Annotated in this window: 21 protein-coding genes, 2 pseudogenes and 1 riboswitch; of the genes and pseudogenes, 13 read left to right on the top strand and 10 right to left on the bottom strand. The window is 62.3% G+C overall.

Translation table 11 applies throughout. The features are described 5' to 3' along the window. Positions 1-88 precede the first annotated feature (88 nt). Positions 89-811 (bottom strand): hypothetical protein, encoded by a 723-nt coding sequence (locus F3J08_RS15440; protein WP_166931302.1) that lies wholly within the window; start codon positions 809-811, stop codon positions 89-91. 216 nt (positions 812-1,027) lie between these two features. Between F3J08_RS15440 and F3J08_RS15445 the strand changes: the two genes are divergently transcribed. Next, complete coding sequence (locus F3J08_RS15445) at positions 1,028-1,237, top strand: hypothetical protein (protein ID WP_166931305.1); 210 nt, start codon at positions 1,028-1,030, stop codon at positions 1,235-1,237. Here F3J08_RS15445 and F3J08_RS15450 read toward each other — a convergent pair. The 4 genes from F3J08_RS15450 to F3J08_RS15465 form a co-directional block, all read right to left on the bottom strand. Next, positions 1,219-1,680: a GNAT family N-acetyltransferase gene (locus F3J08_RS15450; protein WP_166931307.1), complete on the bottom strand. Its 462-nt coding sequence runs from the start codon at positions 1,678-1,680 to the stop codon at positions 1,219-1,221. The two genes, F3J08_RS15445 and F3J08_RS15450, sit on opposite strands and share 19 nt — an antisense overlap. Continuing rightward, positions 1,653-2,045 carry a hypothetical protein gene (locus F3J08_RS15455; protein ID WP_166931309.1) on the bottom strand — a complete coding sequence of 131 codons (393 nt, stop codon included), beginning with the start codon at positions 2,043-2,045 and terminating at the stop codon, positions 1,653-1,655. Before F3J08_RS15455 ends, F3J08_RS15450 begins: the two co-directional genes overlap by 28 nt. Before the next feature lies 1 nt (position 2,046). Next, positions 2,047-2,415, bottom strand: a complete 369-nt coding sequence (locus tag F3J08_RS15460; protein ID WP_240149399.1) for a DUF1330 domain-containing protein — start codon at positions 2,413-2,415, stop codon at positions 2,047-2,049. Positions 2,416-2,563: 148 nt separating this feature from the next. Next, complete coding sequence (locus tag F3J08_RS15465; RefSeq protein ID WP_166931314.1) at positions 2,564-3,190, bottom strand: DUF2239 family protein; 627 nt, start codon at positions 3,188-3,190, stop codon at positions 2,564-2,566. Between the two features lie 127 nt (positions 3,191-3,317). Between F3J08_RS15465 and F3J08_RS15470 the strand changes: the two genes are divergently transcribed. From F3J08_RS15470 to F3J08_RS17290, 3 genes and pseudogenes are all read left to right on the top strand, one after another. Continuing rightward, entirely contained in the window at positions 3,318-3,653 is a 336-nt protein-coding gene (locus tag F3J08_RS15470) for a GIY-YIG nuclease family protein (RefSeq protein ID WP_166931317.1), read from the top strand. 119 nt (positions 3,654-3,772) lie between these two features. Further along, positions 3,773-4,303: pseudogene (locus F3J08_RS17285) on the top strand (alpha/beta fold hydrolase); the annotation flags it as partial. A gap of 92 nt (positions 4,304-4,395) precedes the next feature. Then, positions 4,396-4,572 carry an alpha/beta fold hydrolase gene (locus F3J08_RS17290; protein WP_240149400.1) on the top strand — a complete coding sequence of 59 codons (177 nt, stop codon included), beginning with the start codon at positions 4,396-4,398 and terminating at the stop codon, positions 4,570-4,572. 82 nt (positions 4,573-4,654) lie between these two features. Here F3J08_RS17290 and F3J08_RS15480 read toward each other — a convergent pair whose 3' ends face one another. After that, on the bottom strand, positions 4,655-5,854 hold the full coding sequence (locus tag F3J08_RS15480; RefSeq protein ID WP_205207077.1) for an MFS transporter: 1,200 nt from the start codon (positions 5,852-5,854) through the stop codon (positions 4,655-4,657). Between the two features lie 138 nt (positions 5,855-5,992). On the opposite strand from F3J08_RS15480, the gene F3J08_RS15485 reads away from it, so the two are divergent. The 4 genes from F3J08_RS15485 to F3J08_RS15500 all read left to right on the top strand — a co-directional run bounded on the left by F3J08_RS15485 (position 5,993) and on the right by F3J08_RS15500 (position 8,943). Continuing rightward, entirely contained in the window at positions 5,993-6,472 is a 480-nt protein-coding gene (locus tag F3J08_RS15485; RefSeq protein ID WP_166931322.1) for a helix-turn-helix domain-containing protein, read from the top strand. 1 nt (position 6,473) lies between these two features. Continuing rightward, entirely contained in the window at positions 6,474-7,817 is a 1,344-nt protein-coding gene (locus F3J08_RS15490; protein WP_166931325.1) for an aminotransferase class V-fold PLP-dependent enzyme, read from the top strand. A 325-nt stretch (positions 7,818-8,142) separates the two neighbouring features. Beyond that, entirely contained in the window at positions 8,143-8,346 is a 204-nt protein-coding gene (locus tag F3J08_RS17010) for a cupin domain-containing protein (protein ID WP_370458755.1), read from the top strand. Between the two features lie 144 nt (positions 8,347-8,490). Next, the gene (locus tag F3J08_RS15500; RefSeq protein ID WP_166931328.1) at positions 8,491-8,943 is read left to right on the top strand and encodes a GNAT family N-acetyltransferase; all 453 of its coding nucleotides are present in this window, start codon (positions 8,491-8,493) and stop codon (positions 8,941-8,943) included. A 252-nt stretch (positions 8,944-9,195) separates the two neighbouring features. Here the strand turns inward: F3J08_RS15500 and F3J08_RS15505 are convergent, their stop codons facing one another. Both F3J08_RS15505 and F3J08_RS15510 read right to left on the bottom strand, forming a co-directional pair. Then, positions 9,196-9,705, bottom strand: a complete 510-nt coding sequence (locus F3J08_RS15505; RefSeq protein WP_166931331.1) for a LysE family translocator — start codon at positions 9,703-9,705, stop codon at positions 9,196-9,198. 17 nt (positions 9,706-9,722) lie between these two features. Beyond that, a riboswitch (ZMP/ZTP riboswitch) is annotated at positions 9,723-9,804 on the bottom strand. Positions 9,805-10,014: 210 nt separating this feature from the next. Next, entirely contained in the window at positions 10,015-10,650 is a 636-nt protein-coding gene (locus F3J08_RS15510) for a LysE family translocator (protein ID WP_205207081.1), read from the bottom strand. A gap of 237 nt (positions 10,651-10,887) precedes the next feature. Here F3J08_RS15510 and F3J08_RS15515 point away from each other — a divergent pair, with 237 nt between their 5' ends. Continuing rightward, positions 10,888-11,346: a GNAT family N-acetyltransferase gene (locus F3J08_RS15515; RefSeq protein WP_166931334.1), complete on the top strand. Its 459-nt coding sequence runs from the start codon at positions 10,888-10,890 to the stop codon at positions 11,344-11,346. Positions 11,347-11,416: 70 nt separating this feature from the next. After that, positions 11,417-12,157 carry an alpha/beta fold hydrolase gene (locus F3J08_RS15520; RefSeq protein ID WP_166931336.1) on the top strand — a complete coding sequence of 247 codons (741 nt, stop codon included), beginning with the start codon at positions 11,417-11,419 and terminating at the stop codon, positions 12,155-12,157. A gap of 581 nt (positions 12,158-12,738) precedes the next feature. Here the strand turns inward: F3J08_RS15520 and mazF are convergent. Together mazF and F3J08_RS15530 are read right to left on the bottom strand one after the other, a co-directional pair. After that, positions 12,739-13,068: an endoribonuclease MazF gene (gene mazF, locus F3J08_RS15525; protein WP_166931338.1), complete on the bottom strand. Its 330-nt coding sequence runs from the start codon at positions 13,066-13,068 to the stop codon at positions 12,739-12,741. Next, entirely contained in the window at positions 13,068-13,310 is a 243-nt protein-coding gene (locus F3J08_RS15530; protein ID WP_166931341.1) for an AbrB/MazE/SpoVT family DNA-binding domain-containing protein, read from the bottom strand. Before F3J08_RS15530 ends, mazF begins: the two co-directional genes overlap by 1 nt. Positions 13,311-13,597: 287 nt before the next feature. On the opposite strand from F3J08_RS15530, the gene F3J08_RS15535 reads away from it, so the two are divergent. From F3J08_RS15535 to F3J08_RS15545, 3 genes and pseudogenes are all read left to right on the top strand, one after another. Beyond that, a complete protein-coding gene (locus tag F3J08_RS15535) occupies positions 13,598-14,800 on the top strand; it encodes a DUF932 domain-containing protein (protein WP_166931343.1) in 1,203 nt (400 codons plus the stop codon). Between the two features lie 83 nt (positions 14,801-14,883). After that, positions 14,884-15,312: a hypothetical protein gene (locus F3J08_RS15540; protein ID WP_166931346.1), complete on the top strand. Its 429-nt coding sequence runs from the start codon at positions 14,884-14,886 to the stop codon at positions 15,310-15,312. Beyond that, a pseudogene (locus F3J08_RS15545) lies at positions 15,312-15,958 on the top strand (DNA primase); the annotation flags it as partial. The gene F3J08_RS15540 and the pseudogene F3J08_RS15545, both read left to right, overlap by 1 nt.

Raw genomic sequence — 15,958 nt, forward strand, 5'->3', positions numbered from 1 at the left:
GGTCTTCGGGAGCCGCTTTTTGTATTGGACGAGACTGTATCCGGACACAGCCGTTGCAACGTACACCCGGGTTGGTGGCCGGTTGGAGTCAGTGACGGGTCGCCGGGTGCAGGTGTCGATCCGTCTCGAGTTTGAGGGCGGCCGCCCATAAGGGCGTTTTGGTATAGAAATCCCGTCTGCTGAAGCCGGTGCCTGTTCGGTGCTCGTTGAGCAGTCCTGCCCAGCACAGCGGTCGCAGGACATGGACGTAAAGACTGGCGGTCAGCTTGAAATCCCGGCGACGGATATCCTCTTCCTCGGCCCCGTAGAGAACCGAACACAGCCGCTCTTCGGTGACGGCAACCTGAGCTTCGATATTAATGACGTTGAGAAAGATATCCCAGTTGCCGAGCAGTGGCTCTTCGCTTCGGGTGTATGGACTGTGGTCGATGACAAAGAGAAGATGGGTCGTCAACAGCATCCAGAGCCGGGCTGGCTCCGATCTGAGCTTTCTCGCCAGGTCGGTCAGTCGCAGGGTTCCCTTGAAATGCCTTGCGAGCTTCGCACTGAGCAGAACCTCATGCAGGATCACCAGCGGCGGAAAATCGTGTTCATTGAGAACTTTGTTGACGGCATAGAGATCCTCGACCGTATAGCCGGGCCAGTCAAATGCCTCAGCGGCCCATGTGCCAAAATAGCGTTTCAGTGCCTTGGTGGGTGTGAGGCCGATCGGGCCGTTTTCCTCAATATAGCCGATCGTAAGCAGCGCAGCCTTCAGGATGAGGGCATGCGACAGGGGAAGGTCGTTGTCGGGTGAACGAAACGGATTCATCGCATAGACAATGAACCAGGCAGGTGCGAGTTGCCAGCCTGGCTTGGTGACGCAGGGGCGATCTCCGTCCCGCGCCCTTCATTGTAATGTCGGTTATCGCCTCCTTTCGGACGTAAGAGGGAAGGAACCGCTTTCCACATAGCGGACATCCTCCCACGGCGCCGAAAGTGTCTTCCATCCCTTGATCCGCGCCCTTGCCTCGGCAAGCAATCGCGTATGCACACGCCCGTACTTCTGGCCTTTCTGCTCACGTTCTCAGCGATGTTTGGCGTCATCAATCACTGCACGCGGCACCTGCCGACCACGATCGGCACGCTAGTCTTCGCGATGTCGACCTCGCTGTTGCTGATGGTCGCCGAAGTGCACTGGCTTCAGCGAGGCAAGGTCGCCGTGCAACTGCACCGGTATCAGATTATTGCAAGGTGAAGGAACTGATTGAATGCCGTCTGGTCATACGAGGCAAAGGGTGGGCCGTTACGAAACCCGTGTCGCCGATAAAGCGCTAGAGCCGGCTCAAAGGCAGGTCCGCTTCCCGTCTCGAGGCTGAGACGCTTGACATCGCGGCGTTTCGCTTCGGCGATAATGACGTCAAGAAGGCATGCGGCCGCACCCTGGCGCAGGAAGTCAGGATGGGTGCGCATCGACTTCACCTCGGCGCCGCCGTTCTGCAGCATCTTGAGCGCGCCGACGCTCGCTACCCGTCCGTTACGGCGTGCCGTCCACACTGTGACCTCGGGCACTTGCAGCCCGGATAAGTCGAGAGCGAAGACGCTTCCCGGCGGAGAATCTGCATGCATTCCGGCCAGATGCAGCGCGAGTAGCTGTCGGGTGTCCTCGCCGCTCAGGTCGTCTTCGATGATGTCGAACATAGCTTTCTTTCGGTTGCGCGTAAGACGCGAGGGTTGGCGTTTGCGATCTGATCGCTGGGCATCGGCAGCGCGGCCAGGGCGCGGTCGTCAAACGACATCGGATCGGCGTGCGTGACGACATTCTCCACGAAGTTGCGAAGTTGCCCGCCGCGCACAGGATTAGGAGCCGTGACGAGCATGCATGTCGCCGCGGTGCGATCCTGCCCATCGGACACGAAGACGGAGAGCCTCGATCGCGCCAAGGTCTCGCGCCATATGCGTTCGGCCTGCGGGTAAGGCTCGACGGCGCGGCTGACCTCGGACGTGGCGAACAGCGCCAGGAGCGACGGTAGTCCGGTGAGCAGGGCAAGGCGGGCTGTTGGCATCCTATGTTGCTGCTCGGGACGGCTGTGGGAGCGGGCTCCTGACCAGCGGCAGCAATCGGGAGTCCTCCAACGCGGCGGTTCGATGCCCGATGCCGGCAAGATAGGGCTCATGGCTCGCGAACTTGAGGAACGCCTGGACGGAGCTTTGGCGCACGAGCATCACGCGATCCCAGCGCTCTTCTTCCGGCCCGATCAGGAAAGAGCCGCCTTCGCCGAGGAACAGGACCGTGCCGCCGGCCTCAGTCAGGAACGGAAGGGTATGTCGGACATAAAGGTCGTAGGCCTCGGCGCCGCTGATCGGATGGGCGGGCGCCAGTTCGGGGTGGGCGGAGTAGTCCGCCACTTCCCGCAGCCGCAGCAGGTTCAGCATGACGACCTCCCCGGCGATGTCACGCGTGAAAAAGTCGCGCCCCGCTTGCGGGCTCGGTTTTAGGAATGTTTGCAAAGGTCGGCTTCCCCCTCGTGGTCATCGTTTGCGTCGTGCGTTCCCTTCGCGCCGATGGAGCGGACAAGCTCGCTCAGGTGAGATCGGTCGTTGTCGGAGGCTGGGCGAGCTTCAGGGCGTAACGCCTGACATCGATCGGCCAGGACGCCATGCGATCAGCAAAACCCTGCTCGTTACCGGCGAAGAGGCTCCGGGTTGCCTCCTCGAAACCAGGCAGGTCCCCCGCCATTGCGTGCAGGAACCGATATGCCGCCTCGCGCGCAGCCTTCCTCTGTGTTCGGCCGCAATCCAGACGTCGCGCTTCATCGATGAGCCGGCGAAGAGCTTGGGAGGCCCCTCCAGACTGCGTACCAAGCCACTCCCAATGACGAGGCAGTAGCGTCACCTCGCGGGCAACGACACCCAGTCTGGGACGCCCGCGACTTCGAGGCTCGTCCTCACCTTTGGGGGCGGTCTGAGGCCGCTTGGAGCGTGTAGCCTCCCTCGCCTGATCGGCGAGGCGACGCACGATCTCGGCAGTCGTTCCACGGAGGTCGAGATCGATGACCGCACCCGTCTCGTCGTCGAAGACGAGGATCGGGAGGTCGGACCGGTTCGGTTCCTCTGCCTTGACCCCAAGCGCCACGTCGACGAGCGAGCCTTGGGCAATCCGCTGGGTTCCAGCGAACGCGGTACACGGCTTGGTCAGATGATCAGACATCGCGATCCCTCGAAGTGATGCCCGATAATGACCTGGGCACAAGGATTGAGTCAATAACACCCGGATGATAATCACGTCGCTGCGTCGGATCGCTGTCCCTGCGCCGATATTCAGCCTGGAGAGACCGGTGAGAAACAACCAACGGAAGGCGGCGATCAGCGCCTACAAGGAGCGCAAGATCGCAGCTGGCATCTTCGCCATCCGATGCAATCCGACCGGAGCCGTCTGGGTCGGCAAGGCGCCCGATCTGGCGACCATTCAGAACCGGATATGGTTCGAACTGCGCCAGGGCAACAGCCGTCATGCTTCGCTCCAGCAAGCGTGGCGTGACCATGGCCCGGAGGCTCTCTCCTTCGAGATCATCGAGCGCCGGGAAGAGGAGGATGTTGCCTATGTCCGCGCGCGTCTCCTGCAGGCGCGACTGGATCATCATGCAGCAGATCTCGGGGCGGAGCGTCTCTGATGGCTGGAAACCGCATTCATGTCCGGGATGCAGGCGCCTCTGCCATCACCTTGGCCTATGAGAGCTTCGGCGCCGAGGCGGCGGACGCGATCCTCCTCGTGTCGGGCCTCGGAACACAGATGATCCGCTGGACCGCCCCCTTCTGCCGGGCGTTGGCGGCGCGGGGCTACCGCGTCATCCGCTTCGACAATCGGGACAGCGGCCAATCCAGCCATTTCGCCCAACACGGCCCGGTCGATTTCGGGCAGCTCGTGTCGCGTCTCATGTCCGGACAGGGTGTCGAGGTCGCCTATACGCTCGACGACATGGCGGACGACTCGCTCGCCCTTCTGGACGTGCTGTCCATCCGGCGTGCCCATGTCGTGGGACGGTCGATGGGCGGCATGATCGCGCAGATCCTGGCGAGCGAGCATCCGTCGCGCGTCGCGTCCCTGACGACGATCATGTCGGCGACCGGCAATCCTGCCATGCCGCCAGCCGAGCCCGACGTGATGGCGATGCTGACGCGGCCTGGCGCCGATCCCGCCGTCGATCCGGCGGCCTTCATCGAGCAAGGCGCACGCTTCGCCCGCCGTATCGCCGGCTCCGCTTATCCGTTCGACGCGGAAGACTGCCGCAGCCTGCTCCGGCAGGAGTTGGAGCGCGGGCATGTCGCCGGGGGCACGGTCGACAACTTGCCGCGATCACCGTTGCAGGTGATCGTCGAAGGCGGCTCGCGACGATCGCAGTACCGACTCTCGTCGTGCATGGTCTGGACGATCCGCTCGTCCCGCCGACCTGCGGCGAAGACACGGCACAATCGATCCCGAATGCGGAATGGATGCCGGTGGCGGGAATGGGTCATGATATCCCGGCGCCTCTTCACAGCACGATCATCGACGCGATTGAACGCACCGCGCGCCGCGGCAATGCTGCCTGAGACCGCTCAAGCGGGTCGTTCATATCGGTTTCGACCCATGCTGCAAGCTCATGCATGGGTATCGGGCGCAAGCGCGAATTTCCTAGGAGCGGGGCTGTCGCTCGGGCGGCGGCGTGACGGAAGTCCGCGTAAAACCCCAGAGCAGGAGGCCTGTCAGGCCGAACAGAGCGCCCAGCACCGATACGCCCGACCAGCCGGCGTGGGCGTACATGGTCGTGGCGCCGATCGCGCCGAGGCCACTGCCGGCGGAATAGAAGGTCATGTAGCCGCCGATCAGCCGGCTGCCGACCTCCGGGTGCCGGGCGAGGATGATGCTCTGGCTGGAAACGTGAGCCGCCTGCACGGCGAAGTCGAGCAGGATCACGCCGGCAACGAGCGCGGGAATGGAGTGCGGCAGGAGGGCGATCGGGCCCCAGGACGCGAGAAGGAGCGTGAGCGCCAGACCTGTGACCCTCTGGGCGAGGCCGCGATCGGCGAGCCGGCCCGCAGCCGATGCCGCGAGCGCCCCTGCGATGCCGACGAGGCCGAACAAGCCGATTTCGGTGTGCGAATAGCCGAAGGGTGGCGCGCCGAGCGGCAGCACCAGCGCCGTCCAGAAGGCGCTGAACGATGCGAAGACGAGGAACGCTAGCAGGCCCCGCACCAACAGCACCCGATCGTGCAGGAACAGGAGCGGGACCGAACGGAGCGTTGCGGCATAGCCCTCACCGCTTCCAGAGGTCCTCCGCCGCGGCAGGGTTCGCGCCATGAGGCCGACCATGGCCAGCGTGAGGATGGCGGACGCGACATAAACGGCGCGCCAGCCGCCGAGATCGGCGAGCGCTCCGGCGACGAAGCGCGCGCAGAGGATGCCGATCACGATGCCGGTCGTCACCATGCCGACCGCGCGGCCACGTTGGTCCGGAGGCACCAATGCCGCGGCGAAGGCGACCAGCACCTGTGCGACGACAGCCATCAGACCGATGGCGATCATGCCAGCGAACAGCATGGTTTCGGTGCGCGCCATCGCAACCACGCTGAGCGCAAGGGTCGTGATCAGCCCTTGCGCCAGGATCAGCCGGCGGCGGTCGATGTGGTCGCCGAGCGGCACGATGAAAATCAGCCCCAGCCAGTAGCCGAGCTGCGTGAGTGCCACCACCAAGCCGATCACTGCAGGGTCGATGCCGAGGGACTCGGACATGGATCCGAGAAGGGGCTGCGCCGCATAGACGTTGCCGACAGCAAGGCCGGCCGCGATTGCCAGGATCGGGATGGTCCGCCGTGGCGATGGCGCGGGCCGCATTCTCCTGGCTTCCGCTCCGTTTGGCTCTGCCATCCTGTTGCTCCTCCCATCTCATGGTTCGATATCAAGACCACTTGCCATACCGCGGATCCAGTTCTAAGTTCGAACCAGATAGGGCATGGGAGGATGTGGCCCGCAATGGTGAAGCGCATGAGCCTGGCGAAGGCTGAATGTCCCGTGGCGCGGGCGCTCGACGTCATCGGCGACTGGTGGTCGCTGCTGATCATCCGTGACGCCTTCGATGGCGCGCGCCGGTTCGGCGCGTTTCAGGAGAGCCTCGGCGTCTCGAAGGGCGTCTTGGCCGTGCGCCTGCGCGACCTGACTGACCGCGGCATCTTCGAGAGCGCGCCGGCGTCCGACGGCACGGCCTATCGGGAGTATGTCCTGACCAAAAAGGGACGCGGTCTGTTCCTCGTCATCGTAGCCCTGCGGCAATGGGGCGAGGTGCACCTCTACCAAGCGCATGAACCTCGATCCGCGCTGGTGGACGTGGAGGCGGACACGCCGGTCGCGGCGCTGGGCCTTCGCTCGGCCGGTGGTCGCTTGCTCGACTGGAGCGACACGCGTGTGCGGAAAGTCCGCGAGACGGAAACGAATGAAACAGTTGTAAGGGGATGACATGCAAGAACTCGATCTGATTGCCGACGCGGATACGCGTGCCCGGACCTATCTCGCAGGCATCGAGGACCGACGTCCGTTTCCGGATCAGGCAGCGCGCGATGGGCTTGCCGTCTTCGCCGAAAGGTTCCCGGAGCAAGGGCATGATGCCGCCGAAACGCTGCGGTTGCTCGATCGTCATGGCTCGCCGGCGACGACGGCGTCGAATGGCCCACGCTATTTCGGCTTCGTGATCGGCGCGGCGCTGCCGGCCGCGGCGGCGGCCGAGCGGCTGATGCTCGCCTGGGACCAGTGTGCCTCGTCTTATGACAACTCGCCGGTCGCCGCGACGCTCGAGAAGATCGCTGCCGACTGGCTCCTCGACGTGCTCGACCTGCCACGCGAGAGCGGCGTCGGCTTCGGCACAAGTGCGACGGCCTGCACGCTGGCCTGTCTCTCAGTTGCGCGGCGGGCGCTCCTTGCGCGGCACGGGTGGGACTTCGATGAGGACGGCCTCGTCGGGGCTCCCGAGATCAAGGTCGTGGTTTCCGAGACCGTCCACGTCACGGTGAAGAAGGCGCTGCGCCTCCTTGGCTTCGGCACCGGCCGTCTGATCGTCGCGCCGGTCGACCCGCACGGTCGGATCGAGCCGGCCCAACTGCCCGCCCTCGACGATCGGACCATCCTGTGCCTGCAGGCGGGCGAGGTGAATACGGGCGAGTTCGACCCGTTCGCGCCTCTTGTCGAGGCGGCGCGCGCGGCGGGGGCGTGGGTGCATGTGGACGGTGCTTTCGGGCTCTGGGCACGTGCGTCTTCCCGACGGCCGCTCACCATTGGGATCGAGGGCGCCGACAGCTGGACGACGGACGGCCACAAATGGCTGAACACACCCTATGACGGTGCGGTCGCGATCTGCCGCGACGCCAGCACGCTGGCGGAAACCATGAAGGCCGACGCGGCCTATTCGAGCGCCACGCGCGACGCGCAGAAAAATATGACGCTGGAATTCTCGCGCCGGGCGCGCGGCATCCCGATCTGGGCGGCGCTGCGAACGCTTGGCCGCAACGGCGTCGCAAACCTAGTCGACCGACACTGTGAGGAGGCGGCTTGGTTGGCGGATCGCTTGCGCGACGATGGCTTCGACATCCTGAACCGAGTGGTGCTCAATCAGGTGTTGGTGCGTTGCGGCGATGATGCCAACACCGCCCGGGTCCGGCAATCGGTGCTGGACACCGGGGCCGGCTGGTTCGGGATGACGGTATGGCAAGGGCGCCCCGCATTCCGCCTGAGCCTCTCCTCCTGGCGTACAGGGCACGAAGATGTCGTGCGCCTTGCTGACGCGCTGATCGCGGCGACCAAGATCTGAAGGCCCGGAACCGCCACCATCGCATGCCCCGGCGGCCTGCTATGAGCGACTTTTGCGACCACCACTCCCGCCCCGGGTCGGTTTACGCGAAGCAGGACGGGCTACACAGGATCGAGTCATCGAGCTGTCCCGAGGGCAGTCCCGGCGACAATAGGAGACAGCTTTGAAGCGGAATATCGGCAACACCGAGCATTACACCTGGGGAGCGAATTGCGAAGGATGGATTCTCGCGCCTTCGCAGGACATGATGGTCATCGAAGAGAAGATGCCGGCTGGGACGAGCGAATGTAGGCATGTTCATCTCACAGCCCGGTAGTTCTTCTACGTGCTGGCCGGCGAACTCACGATGGAGTTGGATGGCGTCAGCCATATCGTTACATCAGGCTCAGGCATCGAAATCCCTCCGCATGCCCGCCATCAGGCACGCAACGAGAGTACCCTCGATGTCCGGTTTCTCGTCGTGTCCAGCCCGTCAACCCGTGGCGACCGGATCGACCTTGATGAAGAGCAAATTATACCTGCTGGTTAGCTTTCAGTGGCATCCGTGCTCTCTCACATAATAGAATGCCCGCGCCTGCCCGAAATTCGATTCTGACAGGAAAGCTCGGGCTATTTCCAATCGGGAATACGGTTTGCTCCTTTCCTTTGCCATCTGGGGCGACATCGATAGCGGATGACCGAAACAATCCGAATTGCGACCTCGGCAGACGCCGATGCCGTCACCACGGTCACACGAGCAGCCTATGCCAAATGGGTGCCGTTGATAGGTCGCGAGCCTCTACCTATGAAAGCCGACCACGCCGCCCATATCAGGGATCATCGTGCCGACCTGCTGCTGGTAGGTGATGAAGTGGCTGCTTTGGTGGAGATCATTCAGCGTCACGATGATCTGCTGATCGAAAATGTTGCTGTCGCTCCGCTTTTTCAGAAAAGGGGCTACGGCAGGAGAATGGTCGCACATGCGGAGCGTTTGGCAGCAGAGGCTGGTTTTAAGGCAGTCAGGCTCTACACGAATGCGAAGTTCGAGGAGAACATACGCCTCTATAACTCGCTAGGATATGAGATGGAGCGAGAAGAGGCCATAAACGACGGCATCCTCGTCCACATGGTCAAGATCATCAACTGAGGCCAGGTCGGGGCGACCCTTTAGTTCAGTCTGGTTCCTCAGTCGCGCGCCGCCATGACCGCCGCGGCTCCTCCAAGTGTCAAAGCACTGATCCTATTCGCCAGCCGATACAGTAGGCGGGGTGCGGCGGAAGTCGCGCGCCTCGTGAGCTAGGATGGTCCACGTAAGTTCAATCGCAGCCAGCGTAAGGAGCGTCATTGCTCCGCTCCCTAGCCGCCAGCAGGAGCTACAGGCGAGGGTAAGCAATGTAGATCAACGGCGTGTCTCAGTCGCCATTCTGACGGCCAAGCCTGCCAGAACCGTGCCCATCACCCAACGCTGGACCAGCGCGAACGTCGGGCGCTGCGTGAGGAACACGGCGATGGAAGCGGCAGACACCGCGATCTTCGGGTTCAGGAGGTTAGTCAGAAAGCCTATGAGCGTCAGCTTGCTTGGGCTGTCCTTCGGCAAGTCCTCCACCTGGAAAGGCGAACGCCCGCCGGGGCGCACCGCCTGCCAGGCTAACCATAGCAGGTAGAGGGCACCGGCAATGCGGATGGTATCGTAGGCGTAGGGCACGGCCAGCACGAGCGCGGTGATGCCGAAGGCGGCGCACAGCATGTAGAACACGAAGCCAAGCGCAACGCCGCCGAGCGAGATCAGGCCGGCGGTCCTGCCCTGACAGATGGATCGCGATATGAGGTAGACCATGTTCGGCCCCCGCGTCAGGACCATGCCAAGGGCGATTGCGGCAAAGGTCAGCAAGCTTTCAAGTTCGGGCATCCACTTTCTCCGTATCAAAAGGATGCCCAGACGCGCGGCCGATGACCCTCGCCCTTCCCGATGGGACTCCATCTTTCAGCGTCGGTCGCGCGAAGCTCCGGACGATAACGATGGTTGCTGCGATCTGTAAAGATGGACAGTCTATGAGTGCATCGAGCGGCGCTTCTTCTCGCGTTGGCCGAGTTTCGAGAACGCCAAGCCGTTCCCGTTTCAGCATCCAAATTGGCATGGAGCTAGCGTACCCACTCATCCATCCGCCATTTAGGAAGCGTGCAAGCACTTCAGTAAACTTGCTGCTCCAGCCCGCCTTTACCTCCTGCCGTCAAATGCCAGCCGAGCTGCCAATCCGACAAAAACTGTTCCGAGAAACCACTGAGATACCCGCCGAAAACGGCTTGCACCCGACATAGCACGCCTGATTCTAGTGGCAGTCAGGATAACGATCCCGTTTACAACAAAGCCAACGATGTTCAGCACTGTAGCAAGTACGAGGATTTGAGCGGCTACCAAGCCATGCTCTGGTCTTACAAACTGCGGGAAAAGCGCTAGAACAAATAGAGCCATTTTTGGGTTTAAAACGTTCGTAATGAGACCCTGACGAAATATCGCGATATTCGAATACCGCGATGCCTCTACGTTTGCCGGCACAGTGCCGAGGCTGGACCGAAATGCCTGCCATGCCAAATACAACAAATAGGCTGCACCCGCATATCGCACGGCATCATAAGCGATCGGAACAATCAAGAAGAGTTGTGAAAGACCGAGAGCCGCGGCGATAGCATGACAATAGGTTCCCGCTTGAATACCAGCGAGCGATGCGAAACCGGCCGGTCGCCCTTGGCTGACACTGCGCGTTGCAATGAGCAGCATGTCAGGGCCGGGCGTCGCAGCCAGCGCAAGGCACGCAAGAGAGAACAGGGCAAGGGTGGAAAGGTCCGGCATCATGGTTCTCCAATCATCCGGACACTCAATCTAGCCGACGCGATCGATTCTGCAAAGACCAACGCGTCGACGCTGATCGGACGCGCAGCTCGCCTGTCTGCACGCGTAGGTCAGCGAGCGGATTTTTCCATTTCTCGATTATTCGCAGTAAGCTCGCGCGGAGGGCGTTCTCGTCGACCGTCATTCCTGCCAGCGGATCCGGGATCGCTGACGTTTGCAACGCTGGAAGAGCAACAGTACATGGCCCAATTGTATTACCGCAAGGCTGCGTCCTCGGATGTCCCTGCCATCATTGCACTTCTGTCGGACGACGTACTCGGCGCTACGCGAGAGCATATCGGCACCTCGTTGGATGCCCGTTATGCAGCGGCGTTCGCGGAAATCGACGCTGACCCCAATCAGTTCCTGTGCGTCGTCGAGGATGACACAGTTGTCGTGGGCACGCTGCAATTGACGTTCATCCGGGGCCTTTCGCACTCGGGGGCGCTGCGCGGGCAAATCGAGTCTGTGCGCGTCGCCTCGGATCGCCGTGGCAAGGGGATCGGGGCGGCCATGTTTCTCTGGGCAATCGGGGAATGCCGTGCCCGTGGATGCGTGATCGTGCAGCTTACGACGGACAGGACGCGTAGCGACGCGCACCGCTTCTACGACCGACTTGGTTTCCGCGACACGCATCTGGGATACAAGCTCAAGCTTTAGTCGCTTCATCGGCGCGATCGTCCGCTCGGTGCGCCGTATCGACACGACCTTACGCCAAGAAAGGCCATCCATGCCTCCCATCCTCCTCATCCACGGGCTGTTCGGCTCGCTGAGCGCGCCGGCTATCGTCTCCGCCTTTGGCGATACCCGCGTTCTCGCTCCCGACCTGATCGGCTACGGCGTTCATCGCGAGGGGGCGCCCGAGGCGTGGACGCTTCAGGACCAAGCCGATCATGTCGCCGCCTGGCTGCGCGAACGGGCGCGCGAGCCGGTGAATGTGGTCGGCCACTCCGTGGGCGGCGCGGTCGGTGTCCTGTTCGCGCGTCGCCATCCCGAACTCGCCCGCTCGCTGACCAGCGTCGAAGGCAATCTGACACTCGGCGATGCCTTCTGGTCGCGGCGGATCGCAGATCGGCCGTTCGCGGAGGTCGCGGCGGAAATCGCCGGGTTTCGGGCCAACATCGCGGGATGGCTCGCGCGATCCGGCGTGCCACCGACGCCCTCCAATTTCGCCACGGCGGCCGACTGGCTCGACAACCAGCCGGCGTCCACGATCCGGGCCCAGGCCAGGGCCGTCGTCGCCGCGACGGGCGATGCCGCCTACCTCGAAGACCTGCGCGCGCTGATAGCATCGGGATTGCCAATCCACCTTCTCGCCGGCGCCCGTTCCCGGGACGGCTGGAGCGTCCCGGACTGGCTGTCGCGCGCGGCCGCGACCGAAACAGTCATCCCTGAGACGGGTCATCTCATGATGCTCGAGCAGCCCGAACGCTTCGCCACAACGGTGCTGACGAACCTTGCGGCGCACTGAATTAGAGAGGCTCAGATAGCTTGGGCGATCACGGAAAGCAGATGGCGTTCATGATAGAAGCAAGAGGATAAATACGGGGTGGCAGGACTGATCTGATCGACAAAACATCCTTAATCGACATCAAGCCGGTCATGCGCGAGTTTTTTCCTCTCAGCGATGTTAGGCGACCGGAATGGGTACCCGAACTTCTGGCTGCTTACTGGTAACGGGGATCCCGTTTCACGACCCTTGTTGAGAAACGAGAATGGACCTTGCTCTCCTTCGATAGGTATCCCGCCGATCACCGTAGTTTTTTGCTATATAGTTGGCGACGGGCGCCACGGACATGCCGGGGCTGGCCCGCAGCCATACGGTGAGGGGGCGGCAATCGACCTGCATGCGCCACGACAGCCCTTTGCGGGACCTGATCCGCCTGCCGCACGGTTTCGCTATCCCTTGGAACGCAAGGGTGAGCATTCTGAGGATCATCTCGGAGGCTGGAGACCGTGAGAGGTCTCGTCCTAACCCTCAATCGACATGAGATAAACATTTGCTTTCATCTGTAGTGCGTGGAAAGTGGACCGGCTAAAATCTACCCCCTTTTACCCGATCAAGAGGCGCACCCGCTCGCGAACGGCTTCAAGCTCGATACCCGTAACCCTACCCTTCATTTTGGCGTGGCGAACTCGCCAGTCGAGGCTCCTAACCTGATCAGACAGCACGACGCTCGCAGGCTGGCCCTGGAGTGGAACTTCGAACGGGTAGCCTTTGATGCGCGTCGTCGTCGGACAGCAGACGATCATTCCTGACTTCGTGTTGTAGGAAGCAGGCGACAGCACCACGGCAGGACGGTGCCCCGCCTGCTCACGACCTGCCTGAGGATCAAACTCGAGCCATACGATGTCCCCGCAGTCCGGCACCCATTCCGGCATCACCAGACCTCGCCGCCGGTCGAAGGCCCGAAGTCCATCTCTCCGTGGCGGTTTTCGTCCGTAATTGCCGCCGTCAGGCTTTCCAGAGAAAGGCGTTCCCGACGAAGGGGCTGGATGATAATCCGCCCATCTTCCTCCCGGACATCGACAGGCTGGTCGATCTGAAGCTGAACGGCTTCGAGAATGCTCGTCGGCAGACGAATGGCGGCGCTATTGCCCCACCTGCGTACGGTCCCTTGCATGAGATTATCTCCATGTATCTACCTGGTAGATACGTCAAATCTACCTAACCCGCAACACAAAGTGCTTACGACGTCCGCTTCGCCCAAATTTTTCCCGAAAGCCGACTTTCGGCTCCTCCCCCAATTGCAGTCGTGATTTTCGGTAGGTGACGGGAACGTCGTGCTCCGGGATGAAGGACTGGGCGTTTTTTGCGGTTGGATGGGATCCCGCGTGAGAAGTGGTGATCCGAGGAAGAGGGTGGCTTCGCCTTTGGTGCCGAATAACCGGCATCAGAGGAGAGTTTTCCATGACCACGACCACCATCCTGTCCCCGGCGTCCCGTGGCGCCGCGTCCGGTGGCTTCCGGATCGATCCTTCGCGCGGGGAGCGCAATGCTCGCGTCTCGTCTGAATGGTTTTCCCGCCCCGATGACGAGCGCTACCTGTCCCTTTCCGACTTGCATGCCGCCACGCTTGCCCGTGCGGATCGCGCCACGGCCCGCACGGTGGAAAGCCGCGGTATTCGCGTCGAGGCCTCGCGCGATAATGCCGAACGCCTGACGCTGACCGTGCCGGGACAGAATGATCCGATCGCCCCCACGCACTGGTCGTTTGGCCAGATGTGCAGCCTTGTCGGGGCACCTTCATCTTATCTGCGTAACCTTCCGGCTCCACTGGCGGCGATCAACCTGCAGCACGGCCTGCTGTCGCACCGGGCCGAACTGGTAAAAACCCTGGAGACGGAAGACGGTCGGGTGGAACTGCGCGCCGTAACCGGTCCGGATTACGGCCGCATCTGGGACCATGAACTGGTGGGCGCGGTGAGGAAGATCGCCGGTGACGGCACAGGCGATACAAACTGGAAGGTGCCTGGCGTCATCGACTGGGCCACTATGACCCATAATCCCTATGTGGATATCACCAAAGAAACCACGACGCTCTACGCATCGGATCGTGACGTGTTCCTGTTTCTGGTCGACGACACGCACCCGATCGAGGCTGGACGGCTGCCCAACGGCGACCCCGATCTCTATTTCCGGGGTTTCTATGCGTGGAATTCCGAAGTCGGCAGTAAAAGTCTTGGTATTGCGTCATTCTATCTGCGCGGGGTGTGCCAGAACAGGATGTTGTGGGGCGTGGAAAATTTCGAACAGATCACGATCCGGCATAGCAAGTTTGCAGCATCCCGTTTCGTGCATCAGGCGACACCGGCCTTGCGGAATTTTGCCACGGCCAGCCCGACGTCGTTTGTCTCCGGCATTCAGGCCTCGCGTCGGACACTCGTTGCGAAGACCGATGACGATCGGGAAACCTTCCTGCGGCGTCGCGGGTTCTCGAAACCGGAAACCGCGAAGATCATCGAGACGGTGTTGAACGAGGAGGGACGCAAGCCCGAGAGCGTGTTCGATTTTGTGCAGGGAATTACCGCACTGGCGCGGACGAAGGCCAATCAGGACACTCGGCTGGATCTGGAAGAGAAGGCCCGCAGGCTGATGGAGCGGGCTTCCTGAAAGCCGACTGTATGCTTTTCCACTAATACGTTTTTACGAGCCTGGCCACTGCGCCGGGCTTTTTCGTTTCGGGAGTTTTTCCGATGGCTGATTTCTTCACGCATTTTTCCTGCATGCTCGATGTAGGCACCGTGGGCAATGCCGCAAAGGCGCTCGATCTCTACAATGCGTTCATGGACGAACTGGCGGCGGAAGACCCGCCCTCTGACGGGTTCCGGCTTTCCGTAGAACCGGAATATGGTGGCACCAAGCTCTGGATGCGCGATGACGTGACCGGTGATCCGCAGCAGATCGTGGAATTCGTGCTACGCTGCGCACGGACATTCCGGCTGCGGGGCCGATGGGGGTTCCAGTGGGCCAATACGGCCTCACGTCCCGGGATCGGCGCCTTCAGCGGCGGCGCGCATCTGCTCGACCTTGGCAGGCGCAGGACGATTTCATGGACGACCACCGATCGTTGGCTGGAGATCGCCCTCGACGGAGGCGATCCCGAAACAGGAGGGCAAGGGTAATGGCCTCGCATGATGCAGGCGATCTCGCCCGCCGTCTGGCGGAGAACGCAGAGGCGGTGTGCCGGCGGTATCTGTCCGCTGGTCGCCGTCACGGCAATTACTGGCTGGTCGGTGATGTGCGCAACACGCCGGGGCGGTCGCTGTTTGTCCGGCTGTACGACACCGCCAACGGCAGGGCCGGAAAATGGACCGACGCGCAGTCCGGCGAGCATGGCGACCTGCTCGACGTGATCCGCGAAAGCCTCGGCCTGGTGGATTTCCACGACGTGGCCGACGAGGCGCGCGCCTTCCTCAGCCTGCCGCGCCCCGATCCGGTACCGCTGTCGCGGGATCGTCTGGTTCAGGAACGTGGACCTGCCAGCTCTTCCGAGGCCGCGCGTCGGCTCTGGGCCATGTCCGGACCGATCGCGGGCACGTCAGTAGAAGCGTATCTCCGCAGACGTGACATGACGCTTTTGCACGGAAGCGGAGCCCTGCGCTTCCATCCACGCTGCTTTTACCGCCCGGATAAGGACAGTTCGACTGAGACCTGGCCCGCCTTGATCGCTGCTGTGACCGACCTCGACGGCATTGTGACCGGGGTGCATCGCACTTGGCTGGCGCGGGACGGAAAGGGCAAGGCACCTGTCGCCATGCCCCGTCGGGC

The organism is Asaia sp. As-1742 (genome assembly GCF_011753235.1).
GTDB lineage: Bacteria > Pseudomonadota > Alphaproteobacteria > Acetobacterales > Acetobacteraceae > Asaia > Asaia bogorensis_B.

What these genes read in the sequence shown, in the direction of transcription:
- F3J08_RS15500 (WP_166931328.1), top strand. Translation starts at nt 8,491, where the DNA reads ATGACCGAAACAATCCGAATTGCGACCTCGGCAGACGCCGATGCCGTC.
- F3J08_RS15515 (WP_166931334.1), top strand. Translation starts at nt 10,888, where the DNA reads ATGGCCCAATTGTATTACCGCAAGGCTGCGTCCTCGGATGTCCCTGCC.
- F3J08_RS15510 (WP_205207081.1), bottom strand. Translation starts at nt 10,650, where the DNA reads ATGATGCCGGACCTTTCCACCCTTGCCCTGTTCTCTCTTGCGTGCCTT.
- F3J08_RS15540 (WP_166931346.1), top strand. Translation starts at nt 14,884, where the DNA reads ATGGCTGATTTCTTCACGCATTTTTCCTGCATGCTCGATGTAGGCACC.
- mazF (WP_166931338.1), bottom strand. Translation starts at nt 13,068, where the DNA reads ATGCCGGAATGGGTGCCGGACTGCGGGGACATCGTATGGCTCGAGTTT.
- F3J08_RS15530 (WP_166931341.1), bottom strand. Translation starts at nt 13,310, where the DNA reads ATGCAAGGGACCGTACGCAGGTGGGGCAATAGCGCCGCCATTCGTCTG.
- F3J08_RS15485 (WP_166931322.1), top strand. Translation starts at nt 5,993, where the DNA reads ATGGTGAAGCGCATGAGCCTGGCGAAGGCTGAATGTCCCGTGGCGCGG.
- F3J08_RS15440 (WP_166931302.1), bottom strand. Translation starts at nt 811, where the DNA reads ATGAATCCGTTTCGTTCACCCGACAACGACCTTCCCCTGTCGCATGCC.
- F3J08_RS15520 (WP_166931336.1), top strand. Translation starts at nt 11,417, where the DNA reads ATGCCTCCCATCCTCCTCATCCACGGGCTGTTCGGCTCGCTGAGCGCG.
- F3J08_RS15465 (WP_166931314.1), bottom strand. Translation starts at nt 3,190, where the DNA reads ATGTCTGATCATCTGACCAAGCCGTGTACCGCGTTCGCTGGAACCCAG.
- F3J08_RS15505 (WP_166931331.1), bottom strand. Translation starts at nt 9,705, where the DNA reads ATGCCCGAACTTGAAAGCTTGCTGACCTTTGCCGCAATCGCCCTTGGC.
- F3J08_RS15455 (WP_166931309.1), bottom strand. Translation starts at nt 2,045, where the DNA reads ATGCCAACAGCCCGCCTTGCCCTGCTCACCGGACTACCGTCGCTCCTG.
- F3J08_RS15460 (WP_240149399.1), bottom strand. Translation starts at nt 2,415, where the DNA reads ATGCTGAACCTGCTGCGGCTGCGGGAAGTGGCGGACTACTCCGCCCAC.
- F3J08_RS15480 (WP_205207077.1), bottom strand. Translation starts at nt 5,854, where the DNA reads ATGCGGCCCGCGCCATCGCCACGGCGGACCATCCCGATCCTGGCAATC.
- F3J08_RS15450 (WP_166931307.1), bottom strand. Translation starts at nt 1,680, where the DNA reads ATGTTCGACATCATCGAAGACGACCTGAGCGGCGAGGACACCCGACAG.
- F3J08_RS15535 (WP_166931343.1), top strand. Translation starts at nt 13,598, where the DNA reads ATGACCACGACCACCATCCTGTCCCCGGCGTCCCGTGGCGCCGCGTCC.
- F3J08_RS15445 (WP_166931305.1), top strand. Translation starts at nt 1,028, where the DNA reads ATGCACACGCCCGTACTTCTGGCCTTTCTGCTCACGTTCTCAGCGATG.
- F3J08_RS15490 (WP_166931325.1), top strand. Translation starts at nt 6,474, where the DNA reads ATGCAAGAACTCGATCTGATTGCCGACGCGGATACGCGTGCCCGGACC.